This window comes from Rhizobium centroccidentale, from assembly GCF_030182565.1.
Classification (GTDB): Bacteria; Pseudomonadota; Alphaproteobacteria; order Rhizobiales; family Rhizobiaceae; genus Rhizobium.
The window spans coordinates 279498-303917 of the sequence record NZ_JAQJCG010000002.1 but is presented as its reverse complement, the minus strand read 5'-3'; the positions used below and the strand labels follow the sequence as shown (position 1 = coordinate 303917).

The following is a 24420-nucleotide window of genomic DNA, read 5'->3' as shown; positions in this document are numbered from 1 at the left end:
GATGGAAGTCGCCCGTCTCAACCGCAAATCAGCCGCCGCTGTTCAATTTATCAAGCTGGCCAGCCAAAAGGCCTCCCTCCTCCCGATCCCTGGCCATCTTCCGATAGAACCCAGCCATGCCCTTAAAGATCAAGGCGGCCGGATCATCCTCGCCGAGGAATTCGGAAATCTCCTCCATCTCCGCGACCCAGCGATAGGCTTTCGGATACATGTCCGGAATGCCGTGGACGAATTTTGCATCGAGATCCGGCAGGCTTTCCTGAAGCTCGCGTTTCAGGGCAGCATCGGCATCCGAACGGATGGCCGCAAGCAACATGGCGGTGCCGAGCCCGGTCACGCCCTTGTTGATGCCGGCATAACACATCTTCAATGCCGAGGCCGCGCCGATCGCCCCATCGATACGGCGAACCTGAAGTCCGTACTCGATAAGCACATCACTGGCGTTGGCAATATCGCCGCTTGCGTAGAGTTTCGGCCCCTTCTGGCCAGGCTTCGGCGGACCGCCGATGATGGAGCCGTCGAGAACCATGCCGCAATCGCCGCCGAAAATTGCCGCAACCTCGGTCATGGTCTTCGGCGAGATCGCATTACAGTCCATGAACGTCGTCTTCGCACCGACCCGACGCAGTTCAGCGGCGACCTGCTTTGCAACGCCGACAGCTTCAGCCGGCGGAACGATGGAAAGAATGAGAGGCGACGCGGCTATGGCGTCCAATCCAACCAGCTCCATGCCGGCCGTTTTCGCTCGCTCGATGGTCGAAGCCGAGCGTCCTTCGAGATAGGTGAGCACCCTCGCCCCGTTTTCGACCAAGCGCCGGCCAATAGCACTTCCCATGGCGCCGGCTCCGATGACTGCGATCTCCACGGCCAAACTCCTTCTCCGATCGAGGAAGATGGCAGCATATCGCCTATCATCTGGCCGCACGAGCGGAATGCCTTGCGGTAACGCTAAGTTTAGCGCGGGCCGTCAAGCGTTGCGAAGCACGAGGACGGCATAGATGCAGGGCTCATCGCTTTCATTCTTGAAGACGCAATCCGTCGGCGGACCGAGTTCGAGGCAATCGCCCGGCGACATCGAGTGCCTCGTATCCCCCTCGAGAAAGGTCAGCCGTCCCTCCAGCATCCAGATGAGCTGCCGCATGAAGGCATAAGCCGATGCGGGCATCGGAACCTCCGCACCCGCAGGCAATTCGATACGGACGAGATCGAGCGGCAGGTCCGACTTCGGGGAAACGTGCCGGCGCTCATAGCCCGTCTGCGGATCGACCCAGACGGGCTGCTCTTGCCTCCGAAGAAATCGGCCCTGCTGCATCTCCGCGCGCGCCATCAAAGCCGACATGCTCAAGCTGAAGGCACCAGAAAGCTTGCCGAGCAGTGTCGCCGTCGGGCTGCTTTCGCCGCGCTCTATCTTGTGGATCATGGCACGAGAAACGGCAGAGCGTTCAGCGAGCTCCGTCAGCGACCAGCCGCGGCTTTCCCGTTCGATGCGAATGCGTGCGCCGATCCGCCTATCAATATCAGCATGAGACATTCGTTTTATTATAGTGGACTTACGCTGAGCTGGCAATTAGCGCCCTACGCATCCAAAACCTCGTCTCGTACGGACTTTGATAGCACGAAAAAAAGAAGCGGAATCCTCCAAACCTGACGGAGGCTTTTTTGGATTGCCGGATATCTGTATTAATATAGTGGACGGATATGGAAATCGATGTATGACAGGTAGAGCAACAACAGATCCATCTGATTTAGTGGATAGCCACGGAGCCACCGATGCATATTCGCGATGCGAGAGACGAGGATCTCGCGGGAATAACCGCGATCTACAATGACGCCGTCGCCAATACCGCAGCGATCTGGAACGAGACGCTGGTCGATATCGGCAATCGCAAACGATGGCTGCAGGATCGGCATAAGCTCGGTTACCCCGTGCTGGTAGCGATCGATGATCATGGAGAAGTGGTCGGCTATGCCTCCTTCGGTGACTGGCGCGCCTTCGACGGCTATCGGCACACGGTCGAGCATTCGGTCTATGTCCGCAACGATCAGTACCGTGGCGGCATTGGCAAGGCGCTGATGATCGAACTGATTGGGCGAGCCCGGGCGATCGGCAAACATGCGATGGTCGCAGGCATCGAGGCCGGCAATGTCGCCTCCATCCGCCTGCACGAAAAGCTCGGTTTCCAGCAGGTCGGCCTTCTTCCGCAGGTCGGCGCGAAATTTGGGCGGTGGCTCGATCTTGCCTTCCTGCAACTCCTTCTGGATGAGCGCGTCGATCCCGACAGCAAGCCCACGGCCTAGGGAACGAACGCCATGCCGATTACGGTGGCAACGCTCATTCTCGCCCGCATTGCCGGTCGAAACGCTTAAACCGCGACTTCGGCCGCGATTGCCGCGTGCGGCTCATACCCCAGAACCTCGAAATCCTCGATGCGATAGTCATCGATACTGTCGGGTCGACGTAGTAGGCGCAAGGTCGGGAACGGCTTCGGCTCACGGCTGAGCTGCTCGCGGATCGCATCCAGATGGTTGAGATAGAGGTGGACGTCACCACCCGACCAGACCAGCTCGCCCATATCCATATCGACCTGCTGCGCGACCATGGCGAGCAAAACCGCCTGTTGACAGATGTTGAATGGATTGCCGAGGAACAGATCGCATGAGCGCTGGAAAACCATCAGGCTGAGACGCGGCCGCTTGCCCCCTTCGGCCGAGATGTTCGATACGTGGAACTGATAGACCATGTGGCAGGGATGCAGCGCCATGTCGGCAAGTTCTCCGACATTCCAGGCATGGAAAATCATCCGGCGGCTGCTGGGATTGGTCTTGAGATCCTTGATGACAGCAGCGAGTTGGTCATGCACCCGGCCCTCTGCATCGCGCCATTGCCGCCACTGCTTGCCGTAGACCGGGCCGAGATCGCCCCATTGCAGCGAAAAGGCCTCGTCCTCCAGAATGCGCTTTTCAAAAGCGACCTGATCGATCTCTTCGCCTGTCGCCTTGCGATATTTCGCCAGCGGCCAGTCGGTCCAGATCCGCACATTCTCTTTCAGCAGATTGCGGATATTGGTGTCGCCCGTCAGGAACCAGAGCATCTCCTTGACGGCGAGCTTCCAGTAGACGCGCTTCGTCGTGAAGATCGGAATCTGTCCCTTCGAGAGGTCGAAACGCATCATCGCGCCGAGGCCGCTCAAGGTGCCCACACCCGTGCGGTCGATCCGGCGATCGCCGTGCTCGAGCAGATGCGCCATCAGGTCGAGATATTGATACTCTGGGTGACGAGCCATCTTCTGCTCCGAAATCGCTTGAATTTGCGGATGGCACGGATGCCAACAGCGGCCACTTGCCGCCGTGTGCCCGGCCGATTCCTTTTTCGCGATTTTAATGACAAGCCGAGACGAAACCAACCACGGCGAAACATAATTCAAGCGAATCTCGCGCCCGCAGATGCAAAGCGATGTTTCGGCGAAGCATTTATGACAATTGCCCTTCCCTTCGTCTGCGGAAAACACTATATCAGCCTTGCCGGTCCTCGGGCCGGCTATGGCGATAAATGAGCGGTGTAATAAACCTATTGGACCCGGGGGCGGTACCCGGCGCCTCCACCAAAAACCGGCCGGCAAGACTGGCGACAGACCGGCTTTTGATGGGGGCGAAACAGGATCGACAAGGGTGTAAAGATCGACTTTTCGCTCGGCATTGTACCGCCGTTATCGGGCTAAAATTGTAGTTGCAAACGACAACTATGCGGAAGCTCGTCTCGCTGCTTAATCGCGGTGTGACACTTCAAATAAAGTCCTAAGGGGTCGCACTCTTAGGCGGGGTTCGAAGGCACCTGGCAACAGAAGCCTTCACCTTCTTCTCCAGTGCTATATTATGGATCGACACGCGGTGACTCGCGCATAGGGCTTTTCCGGCGGCGCTCAGCGTGGCATAAGCCTATAAAAAGCATGGCCAACGAAAGACAGGAAAGCATGGGGCAGGATCATATCCGCTACGACATTTTGGCACAGGACGCCCTGCGTGGAGTGATCCGCAAGGTGCTGACCGAGGTCGGCGCTACGGGCCGCCTGCCCGGTGACCACCATTTCTTCATCACTTTTCTGACCGGCGCTCCCGGCGTGCGCATTTCGCAGCACCTCAAGTCGAAGTATCCGGAGCAGATGACCATCGTCATCCAGCACCAGTTCTGGGATCTGAAGATCAGCGAAAGCCAATTCGAGATCGGCCTTTCCTTCTCCGACGTTCCGGAGAAGCTGGTCGTCCCCTTCAACGCCATCCGTGGCTTCTACGACCCATCAGTCAATTTCGAACTGGAGTTCGATGTCCCGTTGGCTGACGACGAAGAAGAGACCTCCACCAGCGAAATCACCGCCTATCCGGTGCCGGCCGAAGGCGAGGAAGCGCCCGCGGCCGCAGCCAAGGAGGGCGAGGAAAAGAAGCCGGGATCGGTCGTCTCCCTCGACGCATTCCGCAAGAAGCAATAGGCATTGGAGGGGAAGCATTCGCTTCCCTTTTCATGTCGGTAACGGAAGAGATCGATGAGCGCCGAAATCGTCAATCTGCGCCAGTTTCGCAAAAAGCAGGCCCGTTCGGACAAGGAAAAGCAAGCGGAGCAAAACCGCATCGCCTTCGGGCGAACCAAGGCCGAGAAGAAGCTGACGACAGCGCTTAACGAAAAGGCCGAGAAGACGCACGAGGCCGGGCGAATCGAAACCAAGAAGACCGAAGACTAGTTTGGAGCCAGCGACAAAAAACTTCAGAAATCAGTTGCTTACTTCCGCATTTTGAATCACTTTCAGAGATATCCCGCCATTTCCGATTTTTGATCGATCCGCTGATGATCCGTAAACATTCCGCGACGCTTCATGGCCATCGCACAAGCTTTTCCCTTGAAGATGCCTTCTGGACAGAACTGAAGGCTATCGCCGCCGCGCGCGGCACGTCGCTCGCAGCGTTGATCTCCGAGATCGATGACGGGCGCGAAGCAGGCAGCAACCTCTCCTCGGCACTTCGCCTCTATGTCCTCAGATGGCTGAAGGATCGCAACTGAACGGTTGCGCGAAACTGGCGACAATGTCGTGAGCGCGCATCTGCCGCTCGACATAGATCGATTTGCAATTTGTCCGCCCTACTGGGCAACTCCCGGCAATTCATTGAAGTTCAACGGTGCCGTCGTTTGCGGCGCAGGCGGGTGCTGCGCTTCGGCCTTGGCTCGCGCGTCGGCCGCCGCCTTGGCCTTGGCTGCTTCCTCGGCTGCCTGCCTGGCACGAGCCTCTTCCTCCACCTGCTTTTGCGCAGCCGCCTGCCGGGCCAGATCGCGCAGCCGTTCTTCTTCCGCACGGCGCTGCTGCTCGACGGCGGCATCGCGCTGGCGCTGAGCCTCGCGCACGCCTGCAACATACTTGTACAGCGCCACCTCGCGCCGCAGCCGCTGCTTTTCAAGCACATTGGCCTGCAGGCGCTCGACACGCCGGCGCTCGCGCTCGAATGCCCGAACCGACAGGAAGCTGGTCACGTCCGTCACGTCCATTGTCCGGCCGGGTGAGTCCAGCGGTCCGGCGAAATCGAGGCGCAGCGCCGGTTCCGCCCCGCTCTGCGCTTCTGCGCCGGCGTTGAAATCGATGCCCAGAGAGCCGCGCATACGCTCATCCGGCAGGCTGATTTCGGCATTGCCCGAAAGCTTTGCCAGATCGTTGCTGGCAGCAATATTGGTCGCCCGCACCACGCCGGCGGAAATGTTGAAAGGGATGCTGGTCGCCGGAAGGACCGCTTCGCCGTTGTTGAGCAGCGTCTGCACGATCGGCAGCACCTTGGCGGCGGTGATATCGCCCTGAATCTGATCAGTCGCCGAGAGGAGCGGTGGCATGACGGAAAGATTGAGGCCACGCACATGCGTCTCGCCGAGCTTCATTTCACCCGAACCGCTGGCATTGGCCGCGAGGTCGGCAATGCTTTTGCCGCTCGCTTCGGCATTTATCGCGAGGCCGAAGCGGCCGGTGGCAAGCGGCGCACCATCGCGTTGCCAGGCGACAGCAGCAAGATCGCCGTTGGCAAGGCTAAGCTTCGTCTGCAGCAGACCGGTACCGTCGGAATTGGCGAACATTGCGCTGCCAGTCAGCGTGCCGCCGTTCCAGCCGCCCGTCAGATCGTTAAGCCGCAATTCTTCGCCCTTGTAGGTCGCATTGGCGGTGAAACTCGAAATAGGGCCGAATGTGCCGGGCCATACCTGTTTTGCGGAAAGCTTAACGCCGATATCCATCCCGCTGAAGGCAGGCAGGCCGAGCTTATCCCGGTTGAGAGCGCCCGTTTTCGGATCGCTCATCGGCCCGTAGATGGCTTCCGCCAGCCAATCGAGATCCGCCTTGTCGAGCGACAATTCACCCGACGCCTTGAGATTCGGCGCCTTCCGAGCGACGGTCAGCGTGCCGGACATATTGTTGTCGGCAAACAGCCCCTTCATGTCCGAAAACACGATCTTGTCCGGGTTTAGGGCGGCATTGGCCTGGAACTTCACCGGCAAACCGGCGCCCATCTGCGGAATGCCGATGCCGTTCATCACGAAATACGGATCGATGTCAGCGCTTTCGAGCGACAGCGCTATGTCACCGTTGAGGAAGGTAGCTGGACGGACATCCACCTTGCCATTTGCGGTAAACGACGTCTTGTCAGTCGCAAAGGTGAGTGCGGCATCCGCGGGATCGGTGCCGCTTGCAGACACTTTCAGCGTCAGACGACCATTGGCATCGGCCTCAACAGGCAATGGATCGAGACCCGCCTGGCCGAACAGGATCGACGTCACCGAATTTTCCAGCGTTCCCTCGAGCGTCGTGGTGCCCTTGCCTGCGAAAGCCGAAAGATCTGACATGCGATAATCGAAATTGACGCGGCTGCCGTTGGAAACGCCGGCAAGCGTCACCGTCAGCGCATTGTCCTGATTCCCGCCGAGCGTCACCGCCCCGCGAAGAGCCGTGTTTCCATACCAGGCAGCATTGCGCACCAACCGGTCCATGACAGGATGGTGCGGCAGATGCTGGCGCAGCATTTCGAAGAACGGCCCGGGATCGGCGGCCTTGAAGGTGATCTCGCCCGATCCCTTGTAATCGGAAGGCGAGCCGTCGGCGCGACCGGTTGCGGTGATTTCGGCGCCGGCGACATTGTGCACCGAAAGCTTGCCGATCGTCAAAGCGCCGTCGGCAACGGAAAATGAGGTATCGACATTATCGGCCGGCACGCCGAAGGCCATGAATTTCCCAGCCTGCAAATGCGCCGTGATCCGATGATCGAAGAGGGATTCCCCCGTATCCTGCCCCGTGAAGAGCCCAGTCAGCGCCCTCAGCGCGTCGAGGTCGAAGGCATCGCCGGTCAGGTCGACGGCAAGCTTTGACGGGGTCTTATCCGTCCCGCTCTGGCGATCGATCCGGCCTTTCAGTGTGGCCGAACCGATTGCGATCTCAAGATTTTCGAAGCGTTGTTCGTCATGCTTCAGGCTGACATCGGCAGAGAAACCGGCCTGACGCAGCTGGCGTATCGCCGGATCGACCGACCCAACAAGCCACGACGCCAATCCCGAGGGCTGATTGGACGCGACAATCAGATTGCCGATGAAATTCGGCTCTCCCATCAGCATGAGATTGCCGCGAGCTTCGACCTGCGTGCGGCCGGGCATGGTGCCGATCGCATGATCGATCTTCCATCCCGTTCCCGCCGGTTCGAGATCGAGCTGTACGTCGCGTATGGTCGTGTCACCCGCCACGATCGCAGGCAGGCGAAAGGTCGCCTTGCCGGGGACCTGTGGCACCGGGATTTCAGCCGCGATCGCAATCAGATTGTTGAGGCGCTGACGTGCCGAGATTGCCGGGTTGCGATTGGTCTTGCCGTTGGTGCCCTTGTTATTGCCGAGACGGTTGACGTCGATCTGCTGTCCATCGGCCGTCAGCAGGAATTCCGGCTTGGAGCCCGTATCCAGCGTCGCCTCACCGGTGACAACATAAGGATCGTCATCGGCGCCGACTTCGAGGCGGTATTCGGGGACGCGAATGCGATCATTCGTGAGCTCGAAACGGCCCTTGATACGGGGCTGCGCCTTCTGATCGGCAGAATCGCGCGTCTGCTTGTCGTTGACCCCGGCTATGAAGGAGCCCATGTAATCGGGCTTGCTGTTGACGAGTTTCAACTCGCCGTCAAGATCGACATTAAGCGGATGGCGATCCGGCATGAGCCGCGTGCGGACGCGCAAGACGCCGTTGTCGTCAGGCTGGCTGCTGGAAACCGTGAAATTGCCATGCTCGTTGTCGAGGGCCGCATCGCCCTCGATGCGCCACGGGCCGGCAAGCGACCGTGCCGACATCTGCGCGTTCAGGCCCGTGACATGCCGAGTTCTGCCCGTTTGCTCATCGATGAAGAGAATATCGCCGTCTTCAACGTGAACGCTTTCGAGCACGACGGATTTTGCGGGAATTTCCGGCTGGCTGCCGCGCATCCAATCAAGCGTGCCATCCTTCAGCAGCCGCAGCCGTACCTTGGGCTTGGATACCCGCATGTCGAAGATCAGCGCTTCGCCGGAAAGAAAAGGCGCAAGTTCCGCATCCATGGAGAATTCGGCCACCTGCACCAGCGGCGTGCCATCGGCCTCCTGACCGACACGGACATCGTGCAGCGTCACCGACGGGAACGGCAGGAGCCGCGCATCCACGGTGCCATGAACGGTCACCTTCTTGCCGATGATGCGGCTCGCCTGATCCTCGAAATTCTTGCGAAAATCGGTCCAGTCTATGAAGAGTGGAGCGAGCAGCGCCACGAACAGCACCACCACGAGCAGTCCACCCAGAAAAACCAGGACCCTACCTAACAACGCGTATCGTCTCCAATCTTCATTCCCAACATATGCAGGCGTCGCTTGTCAGAGCGCATACGCGGCATAACTTAGACCATGCACGGTTCTACCCGACCTCCACCTGTCACCGCAGCTCTTTTCAGGAGATACGCCCCATCTAGCGCATATCGGTGGCTTTTCATGGCAAAAACCGGAAAAGTGCGGATGCAGCCTAGCGTCATTCGCGCTTGTAGCAAGCCAAGATCATGAAAATATTCCATCTTTCAGTGCCTGCGGAATATCTTCCCTGGATTGAAAATGGCATCCGGATCGAGCGACTCCTTGATTTGACGCATCAGATCGACCGCATCGCCGAGCTCCTGCTCCAGAAACGCCATCTTCCCCTGCCCTATGCCGTGCTCGCCCGTGCATGTGCCATCCATGGCGAGCGCACGCGCGTTGAGGCGCGCGACGAATTCCTCGACGACAGCGATCCCTTCAGGGGTTTTGTCGTCGAACAGGACGAGCACATGGAAATTGCCATCACCGGCATGGCCGACAATGGGTGCCAGCAGGCCATGCGCCTCGATATCGGCCTGGGTTTCCGCGACGCATTCGGCAAGCCGCGAGATCGGCACGCAGACATCGGTCGATAGCGCAGCCAGCTCCGGCGCCAGCGCCCGGCAGGCCCAATAGGCGTCATGACGGGCTTTCCAGAGCTTGTTGCGCTCTTCCGCATTGCTGGTCCAAAGGAATTCGCCGCCGCCGCATTCCGCCGCGATCTCGGCAAATTGCGCCGACTGCAGCGCTACCGTCTCGTCGGTGCCGTGGAATTCAAGGAAAAGCGTCGGCTTCTCGTCATAGGTCAGGCCGGAATAGCGATTGCAGGCCCGCATCTGCATGGCATCGAGCAACTCGATGCGCGCGACGGGAACGCCAATCTGGATGGTCATGATGACCGCATCGCACGCCGCCTTGATATCCGGAAAAGCGCAGGCGCCGCCGGCGATCTTCTGGGGAATGCCCTGAAGGCGCAGGGTGATCGAGGTCAGCACGCCGAGCGTGCCTTCGGCGCCGACGAAAAGCCGTGTCAGATCGTAACCGGCCGACGATTTCTTGGCGCGGCGGGCGGTGCGGATTTCCTCGCCGTTGGCGGTAACAACGGTCACGGACAAGACATTGTCCTTCATCGTGCCGTAGCGCACGGCATTGGTGCCCGATGCGCGCGTCGATGCCATGCCGCCGATCGAGGCATTGGCACCGGGATCGATGGGAAAGAACAGGCCGGTATCGCGCAGGTAGGTATTAAGCTGCTCGCGGGTGACGCCGGGCTCGACCGTGCAATCCAGATCCTCGGCATTGATTTCGAGAATGCGGTTCATGCGGCTGAAATCGATGGAAATGCCGCCCTGGGGTGCATTCACCTGTCCCTCCAGCGAAGATCCGGTGCCAAAAGGAATGACCGGAACCTTATGTTCGGCACATGCCTTCACGACAGTCCGTACGTCCTCGCTCGTTTCAGCAAAGACCACGCCGTCCGGCAGCTGCGATGGGATATAGGTGGTGGTGTGGGCGTGCTGGGCACGAAAACTTTCGCCGGTCTGGAAACGCTCACCGAAGGCCTGCTTCAGAATGCCGAGAACGGCGGATATGCCGGCCTCGTTGCGTGTTCCCGCCTTTGCATCAGCCAAAACCATAGTCCGAATCTCCCATCGCGGTCGTCCAGGGCGTTAACCCTCTCGGTTCTATGGGGCATTTGGGGCGGGGCTGTCTAGTGATGAAAGTGAGCGGCTATCGCGCATAAGTTCAAGTTTTGTGCGACTGATCAAAGCCGGGACGATCGGTTGGCCGGAAAAAGCATCACCGCAGAATTTTGCCTATATTTTAATCAATCCACAGCGCCAACGATCACCGAACATTCACCTTCATCCATACCCTGACACCAAGAGGCAGTCTTCCGTCGACTGGCATATGTTTTGCCTTTCGCCTTTCAGCTTTCACACAGCCACGATTGGAAGGACATTCGATGAAGCGCAGACAAATGCTCACGGCACTCGGTATCGCGATGCTGGCGATGGGGTCGATTTCCGCCCCTGGCGCAGCTCGGGCGGATGCCCTGAGCGACATAACCTCGCGCGGCACGCTGCGCGTCGCCGTTCCGCAGGACTTTCCGCCCTTCGGTAGTGTCGGTACGGACATGGCGCCCATGGGCTATGACATCGACATGGCCAATCTGATCGGCGAAAAGCTCGGCGTGAAAACGGAACTTGTCCCAGTCACCAGCGCCAACCGCATTCCCTATCTGCAGACCAACAAGGTCGATCTGGTGATCTCAAGCCTCGGCAAGAATCCGGATCGCGAAAAGGTCATCGATTTCTCCGACGCCTATGCGCCCTTCTTCAACGGCGTCTTCGGCCCCGGCGATGTCGCGGCAACAAAGGCGGAAGACCTTTCCGGAAAGACGATCGGCGTCACCCGCGGCGCGATCGAGGATCTGGCGTTGACGAAGATCGCGCCGCAAGATGCGACGATCAAGCGCTACGAGGACAATAACGGCACCATTTCCGCCTTCCTGTCCGGGCAGGTCCAGCTGGTTGCGACCGGCAATGTCGTCGCGGCGGCTATTCTCGCCAAGAATCCGCCGAAGAAGCCCGAGATGAAATTCCTCATCACCAACTCCCCCTGCTTCATCGGCCTCAACAAGAACGAGCAGGCATTGCAGAAGAAGGTCGACGACATCATTGCCGCCGCCAAGGCGGACGGGACACTGAACAAGATGTCGCAGAAGTGGCTGGGCGCCGACCTGCCGGCCGGCTTCTGATCAACGCAGGACCGATCGCGCCGTCATCCGGCGGCGTGACCGGTTTGAGTAAGGCTTCCTACCATGCGCTATCATTTCGATTTCGGCTGGCTTGCCGAATACTATCCCACGCTGATCAAGGGCGTTCTCGTCACGGTGGAGCTGACCCTTATCGGCGCTGTGCTTGGCATTCTCCTCGGAATTGCCTGCGCCTGGGCTCGCGCGCTTGGCCCGAGCTGGCTCAAACCCTTCGTGGCTGCCTATGTCGAGCTGATCCGCAATACGCCGTTTCTGATCCAGCTCTTCTTCATTTTCTTCGGCCTGCCCGGCATCGGCGTCCAGATGAACGAGATGACCGCCGCCAATCTCGCCATGATTATCAATCTCGGCGCCTATAGCTGCGAGATCATCCGCGCCGGCATACAGGCAACGCCCCGCGGTCAGTTCGAAGCCGGCGCCAGCCTTGCCATGACCCGGTTCGAGACCTTCCGGCATGTCGTCCTCGTTCCGTCCCTGCAGCGCATCTGGCCGGCATTGTCGTCGCAAGTCGTCATCGTCATGCTCGGCTCCTCCGTCGTCTCGCAGATCGCCGCCGAGGACCTGACTTTCGCGGCAAACTTCATCCAGTCGCGTTCGTTCCGCGCCTTCGAAGCCTATTTCGTGTCCACGGCGATCTACCTCGCGCTGGCAATCCTGCTCCGGCAGATACTCGCGGCTGTGGGCAAGCTGATCTTTCCACGCAGGGTCCGCCAATGATCCAGTTCACTACATGGGACATCCTGCGCGGCCTGCTCCTGGCCGCACGCTGGACGATATTGCTGTCGCTCGTCTCCTTCGCTGGCGGCGCCATTGTTGGTGCAATCCTGCTGTTCCTCCGCATCGGCAAGGCCAAAGCCGGCCGCATCGCGGTCAGATATTTCGTCGAGCTGTTTCAGGGAACGCCGCTGCTGATGCAGCTCTTTCTGGCCTTCTTCGGTCTCGGGCTTTTCGGCATCGACGTGCCGGCCTGGCTGGCTGCCGGCGTCGCGCTCACCCTCTGGTCGGCTGCCTTCCTGACAGAAATCTGGCGCGGCTGCGTCGAGGCGGTCGCCAAGGGGCAATGGGAAGCATCGGCAAGTCTTGGCATGGGTTATCTGCAGCAGATGCGCTACGTCATCCTGCCCCAGGCGCTGCGCATCGCCGTGCCGCCGACGGTCGGCTTCTCCGTGCAGGTCGTCAAGGGCACGGCGCTGACCTCCATCATCGGCTTCGTCGAGCTGTCCAAAGCCGGCACCGTCATCACCAATGCGACCTTCCAGCCATTCACCGTCTATGGTTTTGTCGCGCTCATCTATTTCGCCCTGTGCTGGCCGCTGTCGAAAAGCAGCCAGATCCTGGAGAGGAAGCTCAATGTCGCTCATCGAAATCACTGAAGTCCGCAAGAGCTTCGGCACCAATGAAGTCCTGAAGGGCATCAACCTCGATGTCGAACCCGGCGAGGTCATCGCCATCATCGGCAAGAGCGGTTCGGGAAAATCGACTCTTCTGCGCTGCATCAACGGGCTGGAGACAATCAATGACGGCTCGATCTCCGTCGCAGGCGCGCAGCTTTTGCCTGACGACCTGCATCTGAAGGCGCTCCGGCTGAAGGTCGGCATGATCTTCCAGCAGTTCAATCTCTTCCCGCATCTGAGCGCGGGACGCAACGTCATGCTCTCGCAGATGGTCGTCAAGAAGACCGCCGAAGCCGAAGCCGAGGCGATGGCGCGGCGCATGCTCGACCGTGTCGGCCTCGGGCACAAGTTCGACGCCTATCCGGATGAACTTTCCGGCGGCCAGCAGCAACGCGTCGCCATTGCAAGAGCACTCGCCATGCAGCCGATCGCGCTTCTCTGCGATGAAATCACCTCCGCGCTGGACCCTGAGCTGGTCGCGGAAGTTCTCGCCGTCGTGCGCGAACTGGCCAGCGAAGGCATGACGCTGCTGATGGTGACCCATGAGATGAAATTCGCTCGGGACGTCTGCTCGCGCGTGGTCTTCATGCACCAGGGGCGCGTGCACGAAATCGGCCCGCCGGGCGAAGTCTTTGCCAATCCGCAAACACCAGAGCTCAAGCAGTTCCTCGGCCTGCATTGAGAGCCGGCAAGCCCGGCTAACCGGTTCTTTGAACCATAGTGTTCCAGGCACCCGGGGCGATGCCGAACGCCTTCTTGAAATGCCGGGTCAGATGGCTCTGATCGGCAAATCCCGTTGCCGTGGCCACCTCCGCGATCGGCTCTCCCGCGCCGATCATCGCCTTTGCCTGCTGCAACCGCCGCATCAGCAGGAACCGATGCGGGCTTGTTGCAAAGGCGGCACGGAAATGCCGCGCCAGCGCAAAGCGATCGAGGCCGGTGATGCGCTCCAATTCCTGCGAGCGCACGCCCCGCGTGACATGCGCCTCGAGATAATCCCGCGCTGCCTTCACCTGCCCCCACGCAATGCTGCCCAAGGGCCGTTGCGGCAAACGGGCATGCTGGACAAGTCCGTCGGTGAGCCGCGACACGAAATCGTCGACGAAGAGTTCATCCAGCTCGCGATCGAGCTCGCCGAGCGCTGCCAGCAACAAGCCGGCGAGACGGTTGTCTTCCACCACGGGGTCATCGACGAAAGGCAGGCCGACACGCGCCGCTTCAAGGCATTGAAACATTACCGATGGCTCCAGATAGAGCATGCGATAGACCAGCCCGTCCTCCGTCGCTGCCCCGCCATCATGCAGCTCGTCCGGATGAAGGATGATCACCCGCCCCGGCAGGCTGTAACGCTGTTCGCCGCGATAGCGGAACGTCTGCACGCCGCGCATGGTGACGCCGAGCGCATAGGTATCGTGCCGATGCAGCTCGAAAGCATCGCCGCGAAACTGCGCCTGGATGCGCTCAATACCCGGATAGGCCGGCGCGGAGAGGATGCGGTTGGCCTCCGGCGTCACGCACAAACGTTCAAGACCCTCGAAGATCTGTCCGGTTACATCCTCGTGCAATGTCCCATTTCCAGACTGCATGAAAGTGACCATCGATGTTCGATACCAAAATCGCGATCGTTCTGCGAAGCGACCTTCAATCCTGGCAAAAGCTGAATGTAACGGCCTTCCTGTCGACAGGCATAGCCGGACAAAATCCCGATATCATCGGAGAAGCCTATCGCGATCGCACCGGCAACGTCTACAACGCTTTATCGATCCAGCCCATCATCGTGCTCTCGGCTGACAAGGAGAGCATTGCCGCCATTCACCGCCGCTCGCTGGAGCGAGGCGTCACGTCTTCCATCTTCATAGAGGAAATGTTTTCAACCGGCCATGACGCGGCCAACCGTGCCGTCTTTTCCGAATTCGCACCGGAAGATGCCAAGGTCGTCGGCATCGCCTTGCGCGCGGACAAGAAAATCGTCGACAAGATCACCAAGGGCGCGAGCATGCACGCGTGATCGGATGCGCAAGGAAAACGGCCGGATCGTGAGACCCGGCCGTCTTTGTTGAAAAGGCTTAGCCGTTCTGCGTGATCGGTGCGATCTGGATCTCGACGCGGCGGTTCTGCGCGCGACCGGCCTCGGTCGCATTCGTTGCAACCGGCTGCGATGGACCGAAGCCGATGGCCGACATGCGGCGCTGATCGATGCCCTGACTGCCGAGGTAGGACGCGACCGATCCGGCGCGGCGCTCGGACAAATCCTGGTTATGCTGCAGGCTGCCAGTCGAATCCGTATGACCGTTGACGTCGATCAGCGTGCGGTTGAACTTGCGCAGAACGATCGCGACAGAATTCAGTGTCGAGAAGAATTCCGGCTTGATCGCGTCCTGGTCGATGTCGAAAGTGATTGCCGACGGCATATTCAGGATGATGCGGTCGCCGACGCGGGTGACCGAAACGCCGGTGCCTTGCAGCTGTGCACGCAGCTCTGATTCTTGCTGGTCCATATAATTGCCGATGCCCGCACCTGCGAGCGCACCGACGCCTGCGCCGATCAGCGCGGCATTCCGGCGCGAGGCCGGCGAATGGCCGATCAGAAGGCCGGCAACGGCGCCGACACCGGCGCCGATCGCCGCACCGCCTGCGGTATTCGATACCTTCTGCTCACCCGTATAGGGGTCGGTGGTGGTGCATGCGTTCAAAAAGGCTGCCGCTAGGGCAAAAATAGCAATTTTCTTGATCATAGAATCGTCGCTCTCCGGTTCGATGGCCGCAGCAGATATGAAGCATTGCGGCAATATCATGAAGAGAAATCTTATCCAGACCCTTGTCCCCTGTGCATAGAGCGTCGGCAAAGCTTTTTGGCGAAGCCGGCTCATCCGGAAGCGTGGAGCCTGCCATTTCCGACCCCACCAACTTCGACGCCGCACACCTGCAATCAGTGATTCTGGAAGAGCTGCAGAACCGTATTGTAGCTCGCATTGGCAATCGCCAGAGATTGCAGCCCGAGTTGTTGCTGGGCCTGCAGCGCCAGAACCTTGCTCGACTGCTGCTCCATATCGGCATCCACGAGTTTGCCGACGCCGCTGGTCAGCGAATCGTTGAGATTCTTGGCAAACTCGGTCTGAAGATTGATACGCGCTTCGAGGGAGCCGAAGGCGGATCCGATCGTCTTGAGCTGGTTCAGCATTCCCGTCACGGTGTTGACCATGTCGACAATGGCGCCCCCGGTCGTATTGGCATCGAGCGAAATCTCCACCTGGCCGCTCGTATTGCCGTTCTTGCTGCTGATCAGCACATAATTCTTGGCCGCTCCGGCTTCGGTGGCGAAAGACGTCGACGTCAGCACGCCATATCCGCCGGTACCGCTCGACTGATCATCGATCAGATAGCGCGCATCGGCTGAGGTGATCGGCCCGGTCGTCGAGCTGACGCCCGCATAGCTCAGCATGCCGATCGTCACGGTGCCGTTGGTGCCCCGGATAAGGGAGCCTGGAATTTCATGGGGATCAGTCGGGTCCGCACCGTCTTGCAGCACGGTCCAGTTGACCCCGTTGAACGTGGCCGACTCCCCGACGCTGCGCAGCTGCTGCTTGAGCTCGGTGATCTCGTCGTTGAGCTTCGTTTTATCGACGCTGGTCTCATAGGCGCCGACGAGCTTCGTCCTGATTTCGGTCACGACGTCGATCGCGCTGCTGACACCCGTGGAAGCGGTGCTGACGGTCGAGGCGGCTAGACCAAGCGCATCCTGAACCGACGAAATCGCGCCGATATCGGTATGCGTCAAAGTCGAGATTTTCCAGTATGTGGCATTGTCTCTGGCCGACTGAACCCGTAGGCCCGACGACATCTGTCGCTCGGCATTACCCAGTTTGGTCTGGGTGCCCCTCAGCACTTCCAGCGCTGTATTCACAGAGGGACTGACCCTGATGAAGGTCGAAAAAATACTCACGGCAAATGAACTCCGGACGCAACAATACGCAACAAATACAAGGAGACATCGGAACCTTGCCGCGGGCGCTCATGCGCGCGGGCCGAGCGTGTCGGCGAACGGGGAGCGAGGCAAAAACAACACCTGCACTCCAGCGGTTACATACCGCTATGATTAGCAAACATGCTTAAAAAAGCGCTAAACGAGACACGTGATTTACCATAAATAAGCGCAACGGCTGCAACGGGCGCAACCTGCCGACCTACTCCGCCGCGCGAAGATCGGTGAGCTTCGCGCGCAGCGCCGCGTTCGACATCTCGTCATGCAGACGCTGCTCCTCATGCGTCTGCGGCTTGGCAAAGCGGGCGATCAGCAGATAGGCGACGGGCGTGATGTAGAGCGTGACCAGGGTCGCAAACCCAAGGCCGCCGACAATGACCCAGCCGAGCGCGACGCGGGCTTCTGCGCCGGCCCCCTCGGCAAAGACAAGCGGCACGCCACCCAAGATGGTCGCAATCATCGTCATCATGACCGGGCGCAAACGCAGTGCGCAGGCTTTTTCGATCGCCTCGCGCACGCTTCCGCCCCTGTCGCGAAGCTGGTTGGCGAACTCGACGATCAGGATGCCGTTCTTGGCCATGACACCGACAAGCAGCACCAGGCCGATCTGGCTATAGATGTTGAGGCTCGATCCGGTGATGACGAGCGCAAAGACGGCACAGGCAAGGCCGAGCGGCACCGTCGACATGATGATGACCGACGACAGCACACTTTCGAACTGCGCGGCAAGCACCAGGAAGATGATGACGATGGCAAAACCGAAGGTCAGGGCCATGCCGCTGGAATTTTCCTCCAGTGTCGCAGCTTCGGCGAGCGGCATCAACCGCGAACCAGGCGGCAGGAGTGGCGTCGCGATCCGTGTGATCTCCTCGACCGCCTGCCCGAGCGACATGCCGTTCTTGAGCCCGGCCGTGATCGCAACCGAAGCCAGCTGCTGCTCGCGGGTCAGCTGCGGCGCAACCGCATTCTCCTTCAACGACGCAATGACCGACATCGGCACGATCTTGCCGTCGCCGGTCTTGAGGAAGACATTTTCGAGATCCGTGGGATCGTCGATCGGCCGCATGGTCGACGTCAGAAGCACCGGATAGGATTCGCCGGCGACGAATACGTCGACGACGGAGCGCCCCTCAAGCAGCGATTGCAATGCCACCGAAAGACCCGAGATGTCGACCCCGAGATCGGAGGCGCGCTCACGATCGATGGTGACCGAGACCTGAGCCTGTGTCGGCTCGTTGTTCAGCCGCGGCGTATCGAATTGGCCTGTCTTGTCGAGCTCCTGCACGAGTTTCAGCGCTGCTTCGGTCAGCGCTTCGTGATTGTTGCCGATGAGCGCCATCTGCACACCGCTGCCGGCGCCGCGTATCCTCAGGCTGTTGGCCTGGATGACATTGCCGCGAAGAGCCGGCACGCCTGCCATGGCTTTGTTGATGTCGGTGACGATATCCTGCTGCGTACGATGACGCTCACTCCAAGGCGCCAGCGCCAGCACCATGAAGCCGCTGTTCTTCTGGCTGTTCATGCCTGAAATCGCGTAGATATTTCGTATATCGCCGCTGTCCATCAGCGGCTGCAGCCGCTCTTCGACGCGCTGCAATTGATCCTTGGTATAATCGAGGCCTGCGCCTTGTGGCGTGGTGAGACGCAACATGACCATCGCCCGATCCTCGCTCGGCGTCAGCTCGCTCTTGACGTTTACGAATGCCAGGACGGCTGCAGCTGAAAACACGGCACAGAAGACGATGACGACGAAAGGCGCATTGAGACAGGCCTTGAGGGTACGACGATAGACACTGGAGAAAAGCTCGCCGAAACGCCCGAGCGCGCCATGCTCCTCGCGCATCTCCTTGGTCAGCATGCGCGAGGCAAGCATGGGGCACAGCGTCAGCGCCACGATCGATGAGAGGCCTACAGAGAAGGCAAGCACGAAGCCGAATTCGCGGAACAGGCCGCCCACCTGCCCCGGCAGGAAGGAGAGTGGTATAAACACGGCGGCAAGCGTTGCCGTCGTTGCGATGACCGCGAAAAAGACCTCACGTGTGCCAAGCACGGCAGCGGCGCGTGGTCCGATCTTTTCCGCCCTGCGTCGGACGATATTCTCGAGCACAACGATGGCGTCATCGACCACGAGGCCGGTTGCCAGCACGATCGCCAGCAGCGTCAGGATATTGACCGAGAAGCCGACCATATAGAGCGCGGCAAGCGTGCCGATCAGCGCCACCGGCATGGTGACCACCGGGATCAGCGTCGCCCGCCAGTCGCGCAGAAAGAGATAGATGACCGCCGTGACGATCAGCGCCGACAGGACCAGCGCCAGCATGACCTCGTGGATCGCGCCCTGAATGAATAGCGCGTCATCGCTGGTGACGACGATGCGCGTACCCTCGGGCAGCGATTTAGACAGCTGCGCAACGACGGCCTTCACGCCTTCGGAAATATTCAGCGTGTTCGACTGCGCCTGACGGATGATGCCGAGACCGACACCCTGCACGCCATTGGAGCGCAGCGCGGTCGTGCCATCCCGCGGCCCAAGCGTCACGGTCGCGACATCGGAGAGCCGCACGCGATCCTTGATAATCAGCCGGGCGAAATCCTCCGGCGTCTGCAATGCAGCCGTTGCGCGCACGACGATATCCTGGCGCGCGCTCTTCAACGATCCAGCCGGCACGTCGAGCGCCGCGGTCGCAAGCGCCGTCGTCAGGTCGCCGATGGTGAGGCCCCGGCTCGCGAGGGCGGCCTGATCGACATCGATGCGGAAGATTTTCTCCTGATCGCCGTAAAGCTCGACATCGGCAACGCCTTCGACAGAGGCCAGCCGGTCGGTGATCTCCTTGTCGACGAGCTGCGTCAGGTCGTCCATCGTCATCGTACTCGAGGTGACGGCAAGCCGCATGATCGGCTGCGAATCCGAATCCGCCTTGACGATTTGCGGTGCATCCGCCTGATCCGGCAACTGTTCGGTGATACGGCCGATCGCATCGCGGACATCGTTGGCGGCGACCGAAAGATCGGTCGCGTCGGAAAATTCGAGCGTTACCCGGCTCTGCCCGAAGGACGAGCTGGAGGAGACCGATTTCAGGCCGCTGACGCGGGCGACCGCCCCTTCGATGATCTTCGTCAGCTCCTGATCCACCGTCTGCGGCGACGCGCCGTCGAACACGGTTCTGACCGTGACGACCGGTCGGTCGACATCGGGCAGTTCGCGCACCTCGACGCCGAAATAAGCGGCAAGACCGGCGACGACCATCAGCGTGTTGAAGACCAACGCCAGGATCGGCCGGCGCACGAAGAGTGCAGTAAAGGATTGCTTGGCCGCCGCCGAGCCGGCATCCGTCATGTCATCGCCATCGGTCATCATTGGGTGATGACCTCCTTGGCCTGGGCGACATCGCGGGCAAAGCGAACCTCGCCGCCTTCAGTCACGCGCTGCAATCCCTCGATGACGACGAGATCGCCATTGTGGAGATCGCCGCGGACCAGCACCGCATCCGGATTGCGCTGCACGATGCTGACGCGCACCTTCGAGGACTTGCCATCGACGACGCGCCAGACATGCGCACCCGCTCCATCCCATTGGACGGCGAGCGGATCGACGGAGGGATAGGATTCCCCGGCAAAGCGCATGCCGACGTTAAAGGACATGCCGGCGCGCAGAACATCGGAGGCATTGTCGATGCGGGCGCGCACGCGCAGCGTCCGGCTCGCGCCGTCAACACGATTGTCGACTGCCTCGACAACGCCCGAAAATGCCCGCCCCGGCAACGCCACCGACGTCGCTTCCACCGGCTGGTCGACCTTCACGGTGTTGGCGAAGCGTTCCGGCACCCAATAATCCACCAGGATTTCCGAGCGGTCGTCCAGCATCACGATATTGGTCGTCGTCGTCACGTTGTCACCGACGACCACCGGCACTATGCCGACGATTCCGTCGATCGGTGCGACCACATCACGGCGCTTCAGCGCCAGCTCGGCCGATTGCAGCGCTAGCTTGGCGCCCTGCTCCACGATCTCCGCATCGAACACATCCATGCGCGAGACGGTGGATTTGATGTTGCGGTAGAGCTGGGATTTTTCGACGGCGCTCTTCAGCGCCACCTCCGCCTGACCGCGAGCGATGATCTGCTCGTCGTCGTCGAGACGCGCCAGCACCTGCCCCTGCTTCACCCTGTCGCCTGACTTTATGAGAATTTCCCGGATCGTGCCCGCCGCCTGCGGCATGACGACGACCGAGCGGATGGCGTCGCCGGTACCGATGGCGCTCAGGCGATCGTTGACGACGCCGCTGACCACAGGCTCAGTGACGACAAGCGGTATGTTCTGGCCGCGCCGTCCGCCGGAGCTTGCCTTCGTCTCCGCCTTTCCGTCCGCCGAGTCGTGGTGCGGAGCAATCCAGGCCACGACGGTCTCGGGAACGCCGATCTTCTGCAGCAGGCCCGCCGCGCTGGGCATGAAGGCCACGACAGCGGCTATGCCAGCTGCCAGCAAGAGAAAAGACAAGGAAAGCTGCTTCCAGGCGGTCATGCACGTTTCCGGCTCGTTGTGTCAGAGGCGATGAAATCGCGTCGTTAGTTTTTAGTATGGCCCCTCTCACCCAGCGCACTTACAGGGCCAATCTCGGTTCGGGCGGCTCCATAACGCAAGATTGTGCCCGATTTGCTGCAATATCGTGTTTTTGTACATATGCAGCAAGTTCTGCGACAGATTATGACAAAGTTGTAATCTTGGTGCGGACAACGAGACGTTTTACTCGGCGTAAGGGCCGATCCTTTCCCACATGAAAAACAGCCCTCGGTCGAGCATTATGCCCTGCGAATGTGCACTTTTTGTTCTAATTTCGGCCCGTTTCTTTTGCCTTTCGGGGTAGAATCATTACATTGGGCCGCATGACCATTGGACATGATGATATTCCCTTCTTTGACGAGGAGCCGGAGCACATGGCGCCGCGCCGTTCTGCGCCGGCTGCCGGCAGCAACGGCGGCGGCATTGCAGCCCGCGCCATGGCAGCACGCGACAGCGGCCGCCGGCCCGATTATCTCTCAGGCCTCAATGCCGAACAGACGGAAGCCGTGGAAACGCTCGACGGCCCCGTCCTGGTGCTTGCCGGCGCCGGCACCGGCAAGACGCGCGTACTGACCACTCGCATCGCCCATATCCTTTCCACCAACCGCGCCTTCCCCAGCCAGATCCTCGCCGTCACCTTCACCAACAAGGCGGCCCGCGAGATGAAAGAGCGTATCGCGCTGCTCGTCGGCGGCGCGGTCGAAGGCATGCCCTGGCTCGGCACCTTCCACTCGATCGGCGTGAAGCTGCTGCGCCGTCATGCGGAACTGGTCGGCCTCACTTCCAGCTTCACGATCCTTGATACCGACGATGTCGTCCGCCTGATCAAGCAGCTGATCCAGGCCGAAGGGCTCGACGACAAGCGCTGGCCGGCCAAGCAATTTGCCGGCATGATCGACACCTGGAAGAACAAGGGCCTGAGCCCCGCCGATATTCCGGAGGGTGACGCCCGCGCCTTTGCCAACGGCAAGGGCCGCGAGCTCTATGCCGCCTACCAGAACCGCCTGAAGACGCTGAACGCCTGCGACTTCGGCGATCTTTTGCTGCATCCGATCAATATATTCAGGCAGAATCCTGATATCCTCAAGGATTATCACCAGCGCTTCCGCTACATCCTGGTCGACGAGTATCAGGACACCAACACGGCGCAATATATGTGGCTGCGCCTGCTGGCGCAGCGGCAGAAGGGCGAGCCGCAGAATGTCTGCTGCGTCGGCGACGACGACCAGTCGATCTATGGCTGGCGCGGTGCGGAAGTCGACAACATCCTGCGCTTCGAGAAGGATTTTCCAGGCGCCAAGGTCATCAAGCTCGAGCGCAACTATCGCTCCACCGAGCATATTCTCGGCGCTGCCGCGCATCTGATCGCTCATAATGAGGGCCGGCTCGGCAAGACGCTGTTCACCGACCGCTCCGATCCGGACGACATCAAGGTGCAGGTGCATGCCTCCTGGGATTCCGAGGAGGAAGCCCGCGCGATCGGCGAAGAGATCGAGCAGCTGCAGCGCAACAAGCACAATCTCAACGACATCGCCATCCTCGTGCGCGCCTCCTTCCAGATGCGCGAGTTCGAAGATCGTTTCGTCACGCTCGGCCTGAACTATCGCGTCGTCGGCGGCCCTCGCTTCTACGAGCGCCTCGAAATCCGCGATGCCATGGCCTATTTCCGGCTCGTCTGCCAGCCCGCCGACGATCTCGCCTTCGAGCGCATCATCAACACGCCGAAGCGCGGCCTCGGCGACACCACCGTCCGCACCCTGCACGATTACGCCCGCGTGCGCGATATCCCGATGCTGGCGGCAGCGGCTGATATCATCGAGACGGATGAGATGAAGCCGAAGGCGCGCAAGGCGCTGTTCGACGTCGTCCAATCCTTCCGCCGCTGGCAGAGCCTGCTCGAAAACACGCCGCATACCGATCTTGCCGAGCAGATTCTCGAAGAGTCCGGCTATACGGACATGTGGAAGAACGACAAATCGGCGGAAGCGCCGGGGCGCCTGGAAAACCTGAAAGAACTCATCCGCTCCATGGACAGCTTCGAGTCCATGCGCGGCTTCCTCGAGCACGTCGCCCTCGTCATGGATGCCGAGCAGAACGAGAATCTCGACGCTGTCTCCATCATGACGCTGCACTCCGCCAAGGGTCTGGAATTCGACACCGTGTTTCTGCCCGGCTGGGAGGAAGGCCTGTTCCCGCACCAGCGCTCGCTGGACGAAAGCGGCCGCGCCGGCCTGGAGGAAGAGCGCCGCCTTGCCTATGTCGGCATCACCCGCGCCAAGCGCCGCTGCCACATCTGGTTCGTCTCCAACCGCCGCATCCACGGCCTATGGCAATCGACCATCCCTTCCCGCTTCCTCGACGAACTGCCGGAAACGCATGTTCAAGTCGCCGAAGTCGAGCAATCCTATGGCGGGTACGGCCGCGGCGGCTACGGCCAGTCCCGCTTCGACAAGGCTGATCCCTTCGCCAACACCTATTCCACGCCCGGCTGGAAACGCGCCCAAGCCAACCGCAACGATGCGACCCGCGACAACTGGGGCAGCCGCTCCGGCCATGCGGTCGAGCGCATCGGCTACGGCGAAAGCGGCCCGAAGGTGCGCACCATCGACGGCGAGCTGGTGGCCAAATCCACCTCCTCCGAACCCTCCAAATTCGCCATCGGCGACCGCGTCTTCCACATCAAGTTCGGCAACGGCAATGTGTCGGAAATCGAGGGCAACAAGCTGACCATCGAATTCGACCGCGCCGGGCAGAAAAGGGTGTTGGATGGGTTTGTGGAGAGGGTTTGAGACGACGAGGCCTCTGGGTAGAGACCAGAGGCGCGGTGACAGGC

20 protein-coding genes and 1 other RNA gene are annotated in these 24420 nt (G+C 60.4%); 11 read left to right on the top strand and 10 right to left on the bottom strand.

The features are described 5' to 3' along the window. Window positions 1-28 precede the first annotated feature (28 nt). A complete protein-coding gene (locus tag PH562_RS03325; RefSeq protein WP_285171410.1) occupies window positions 29-865 on the bottom strand; it encodes an NAD(P)-dependent oxidoreductase in 837 nt (278 codons plus the stop codon). Between the two features lie 102 nt (window positions 866-967). Next, a complete protein-coding gene (locus PH562_RS03320; protein ID WP_285171409.1) occupies window positions 968-1531 on the bottom strand; it encodes a helix-turn-helix domain-containing protein in 564 nt (187 codons plus the stop codon). Between the two features lie 239 nt (window positions 1532-1770). Here PH562_RS03320 and PH562_RS03315 point away from each other — a divergent pair, with 239 nt between their 5' ends. After that, entirely contained in the window at window positions 1771-2298 is a 528-nt protein-coding gene (locus PH562_RS03315) for a GNAT family N-acetyltransferase (protein WP_285171408.1), read from the top strand. A 65-nt stretch (window positions 2299-2363) separates the two neighbouring features. On the opposite strand, the gene PH562_RS03310 is transcribed toward PH562_RS03315, so the two are convergent. Beyond that, window positions 2364-3284, bottom strand: a complete 921-nt coding sequence (locus PH562_RS03310; protein ID WP_285171407.1) for a thymidylate synthase — start codon at window positions 3282-3284, stop codon at window positions 2364-2366. A gap of 198 nt (window positions 3285-3482) precedes the next feature. Here PH562_RS03310 and ssrA point away from each other — a divergent pair. From ssrA to PH562_RS03290, 4 genes are all read left to right on the top strand, one after another. Continuing rightward, window positions 3483-3853: a transfer-messenger RNA gene (gene ssrA, locus PH562_RS03305) on the top strand. Between the two features lie 118 nt (window positions 3854-3971). Then, window positions 3972-4484, top strand: a complete 513-nt coding sequence (locus PH562_RS03300) for an SspB family protein (RefSeq protein WP_285171553.1) — start codon at window positions 3972-3974, stop codon at window positions 4482-4484. A gap of 54 nt (window positions 4485-4538) precedes the next feature. Then, complete coding sequence (locus tag PH562_RS03295) at window positions 4539-4733, top strand: DUF4169 family protein (RefSeq protein WP_113230548.1); 195 nt, start codon at window positions 4539-4541, stop codon at window positions 4731-4733. A gap of 104 nt (window positions 4734-4837) precedes the next feature. After that, window positions 4838-5050 (top strand): ribbon-helix-helix domain-containing protein, encoded by a 213-nt coding sequence (locus tag PH562_RS03290; protein ID WP_285171405.1) that lies wholly within the window; start codon window positions 4838-4840, stop codon window positions 5048-5050. A gap of 78 nt (window positions 5051-5128) precedes the next feature. On the opposite strand, the gene PH562_RS03285 is transcribed toward PH562_RS03290, so the two are convergent. Both PH562_RS03285 and PH562_RS03280 read right to left on the bottom strand, forming a co-directional pair. Then, window positions 5129-8851 carry an AsmA family protein gene (locus PH562_RS03285; RefSeq protein WP_285171403.1) on the bottom strand — a complete coding sequence of 1241 codons (3723 nt, stop codon included), beginning with the start codon at window positions 8849-8851 and terminating at the stop codon, window positions 5129-5131. Window positions 8852-9096: 245 nt separating this feature from the next. After that, complete coding sequence (locus tag PH562_RS03280) at window positions 9097-10509, bottom strand: FAD-binding oxidoreductase (RefSeq protein WP_285171402.1); 1413 nt, start codon at window positions 10507-10509, stop codon at window positions 9097-9099. A 344-nt stretch (window positions 10510-10853) separates the two neighbouring features. Between PH562_RS03280 and PH562_RS03275 the strand changes: the two genes are divergently transcribed. From PH562_RS03275 to PH562_RS03260, 4 genes are all read left to right on the top strand, one after another. Then, complete coding sequence (locus PH562_RS03275; protein ID WP_285171551.1) at window positions 10854-11633, top strand: transporter substrate-binding domain-containing protein; 780 nt, start codon at window positions 10854-10856, stop codon at window positions 11631-11633. A 63-nt stretch (window positions 11634-11696) separates the two neighbouring features. Continuing rightward, window positions 11697-12368: an amino acid ABC transporter permease gene (locus PH562_RS03270; RefSeq protein ID WP_285171400.1), complete on the top strand. Its 672-nt coding sequence runs from the start codon at window positions 11697-11699 to the stop codon at window positions 12366-12368. Next, a complete protein-coding gene (locus PH562_RS03265) occupies window positions 12365-13024 on the top strand; it encodes an amino acid ABC transporter permease (protein WP_106998235.1) in 660 nt (219 codons plus the stop codon). Before PH562_RS03270 ends, PH562_RS03265 begins: the two co-directional genes overlap by 4 nt. Further along, window positions 13002-13727 (top strand): amino acid ABC transporter ATP-binding protein, encoded by a 726-nt coding sequence (locus tag PH562_RS03260; protein WP_285171399.1) that lies wholly within the window; start codon window positions 13002-13004, stop codon window positions 13725-13727. Before PH562_RS03265 ends, PH562_RS03260 begins: the two co-directional genes overlap by 23 nt. A gap of 16 nt (window positions 13728-13743) precedes the next feature. Here the strand turns inward: PH562_RS03260 and PH562_RS03255 are convergent, their stop codons facing one another. Beyond that, window positions 13744-14631 (bottom strand): AraC family transcriptional regulator, encoded by an 888-nt coding sequence (locus tag PH562_RS03255; RefSeq protein WP_483315310.1) that lies wholly within the window; start codon window positions 14629-14631, stop codon window positions 13744-13746. Window positions 14632-14645: 14 nt separating this feature from the next. On the opposite strand from PH562_RS03255, the gene PH562_RS03250 reads away from it, so the two are divergent. Further along, window positions 14646-15053, top strand: coding sequence for a DUF2000 family protein (locus PH562_RS03250; RefSeq protein ID WP_095435238.1), 408 nt, complete (start codon window positions 14646-14648; stop codon window positions 15051-15053). A 58-nt stretch (window positions 15054-15111) separates the two neighbouring features. Here PH562_RS03250 and PH562_RS03245 read toward each other — a convergent pair whose 3' ends face one another. The 4 genes from PH562_RS03245 to PH562_RS03230 all read right to left on the bottom strand — a co-directional run bounded on the left by PH562_RS03245 (window position 15112) and on the right by PH562_RS03230 (window position 21548). Continuing rightward, on the bottom strand, window positions 15112-15780 hold the full coding sequence (locus tag PH562_RS03245) for a YiaD family glycine zipper/OmpA-like lipoprotein (protein ID WP_285171397.1): 669 nt from the start codon (window positions 15778-15780) through the stop codon (window positions 15112-15114). A gap of 194 nt (window positions 15781-15974) precedes the next feature. Further along, window positions 15975-16988 carry a flagellin N-terminal helical domain-containing protein gene (locus tag PH562_RS03240; protein ID WP_285171396.1) on the bottom strand — a complete coding sequence of 338 codons (1014 nt, stop codon included), beginning with the start codon at window positions 16986-16988 and terminating at the stop codon, window positions 15975-15977. Between the two features lie 241 nt (window positions 16989-17229). Further along, a complete protein-coding gene (locus PH562_RS03235; RefSeq protein WP_285171550.1) occupies window positions 17230-20364 on the bottom strand; it encodes an efflux RND transporter permease subunit in 3135 nt (1044 codons plus the stop codon). Between the two features lie 17 nt (window positions 20365-20381). Next, a complete protein-coding gene (locus PH562_RS03230) occupies window positions 20382-21548 on the bottom strand; it encodes an efflux RND transporter periplasmic adaptor subunit (protein ID WP_285171394.1) in 1167 nt (388 codons plus the stop codon). Window positions 21549-21910: 362 nt separating this feature from the next. Between PH562_RS03230 and PH562_RS03225 the strand changes: the two genes are divergently transcribed. Further along, a complete protein-coding gene (locus PH562_RS03225) occupies window positions 21911-24376 on the top strand; it encodes an ATP-dependent helicase (protein WP_285171393.1) in 2466 nt (821 codons plus the stop codon). The last annotated feature ends 44 nt before the right edge of the window (window positions 24377-24420 follow it).

Excerpts from the sequence above, each read along its gene's own strand:
- PH562_RS03320 (WP_285171409.1), bottom strand. The coding sequence starts at position 1,531 with ATGTCTCATGCTGATATTGATAGGCGGATCGGCGCACGCATTCGCATC.
- PH562_RS03315 (WP_285171408.1), top strand. The coding sequence starts at position 1,771 with ATGCATATTCGCGATGCGAGAGACGAGGATCTCGCGGGAATAACCGCG.
- PH562_RS03310 (WP_285171407.1), bottom strand. The coding sequence starts at position 3,284 with ATGGCTCGTCACCCAGAGTATCAATATCTCGACCTGATGGCGCATCTG.
- PH562_RS03300 (WP_285171553.1), top strand. The coding sequence starts at position 3,972 with ATGGGGCAGGATCATATCCGCTACGACATTTTGGCACAGGACGCCCTG.
- PH562_RS03295 (WP_113230548.1), top strand. The coding sequence starts at position 4,539 with ATGAGCGCCGAAATCGTCAATCTGCGCCAGTTTCGCAAAAAGCAGGCC.
- PH562_RS03290 (WP_285171405.1), top strand. The coding sequence starts at position 4,838 with ATGATCCGTAAACATTCCGCGACGCTTCATGGCCATCGCACAAGCTTT.
- PH562_RS03280 (WP_285171402.1), bottom strand. The coding sequence starts at position 10,509 with ATGGTTTTGGCTGATGCAAAGGCGGGAACACGCAACGAGGCCGGCATA.
- PH562_RS03275 (WP_285171551.1), top strand. The coding sequence starts at position 10,854 with ATGCTCACGGCACTCGGTATCGCGATGCTGGCGATGGGGTCGATTTCC.
- PH562_RS03270 (WP_285171400.1), top strand. The coding sequence starts at position 11,697 with ATGCGCTATCATTTCGATTTCGGCTGGCTTGCCGAATACTATCCCACG.
- PH562_RS03265 (WP_106998235.1), top strand. The coding sequence starts at position 12,365 with ATGATCCAGTTCACTACATGGGACATCCTGCGCGGCCTGCTCCTGGCC.
- PH562_RS03260 (WP_285171399.1), top strand. The coding sequence starts at position 13,002 with ATGTCGCTCATCGAAATCACTGAAGTCCGCAAGAGCTTCGGCACCAAT.
- PH562_RS03255 (WP_483315310.1), bottom strand. The coding sequence starts at position 14,631 with ATGCAGTCTGGAAATGGGACATTGCACGAGGATGTAACCGGACAGATC.
- PH562_RS03250 (WP_095435238.1), top strand. The coding sequence starts at position 14,646 with ATGTTCGATACCAAAATCGCGATCGTTCTGCGAAGCGACCTTCAATCC.
- PH562_RS03245 (WP_285171397.1), bottom strand. The coding sequence starts at position 15,780 with ATGATCAAGAAAATTGCTATTTTTGCCCTAGCGGCAGCCTTTTTGAAC.
- PH562_RS03235 (WP_285171550.1), bottom strand. The coding sequence starts at position 20,364 with ATGACGGATGCCGGCTCGGCGGCGGCCAAGCAATCCTTTACTGCACTC.
- PH562_RS03230 (WP_285171394.1), bottom strand. The coding sequence starts at position 21,548 with ATGACCGCCTGGAAGCAGCTTTCCTTGTCTTTTCTCTTGCTGGCAGCT.
- PH562_RS03225 (WP_285171393.1), top strand. The coding sequence starts at position 21,911 with ATGACCATTGGACATGATGATATTCCCTTCTTTGACGAGGAGCCGGAG.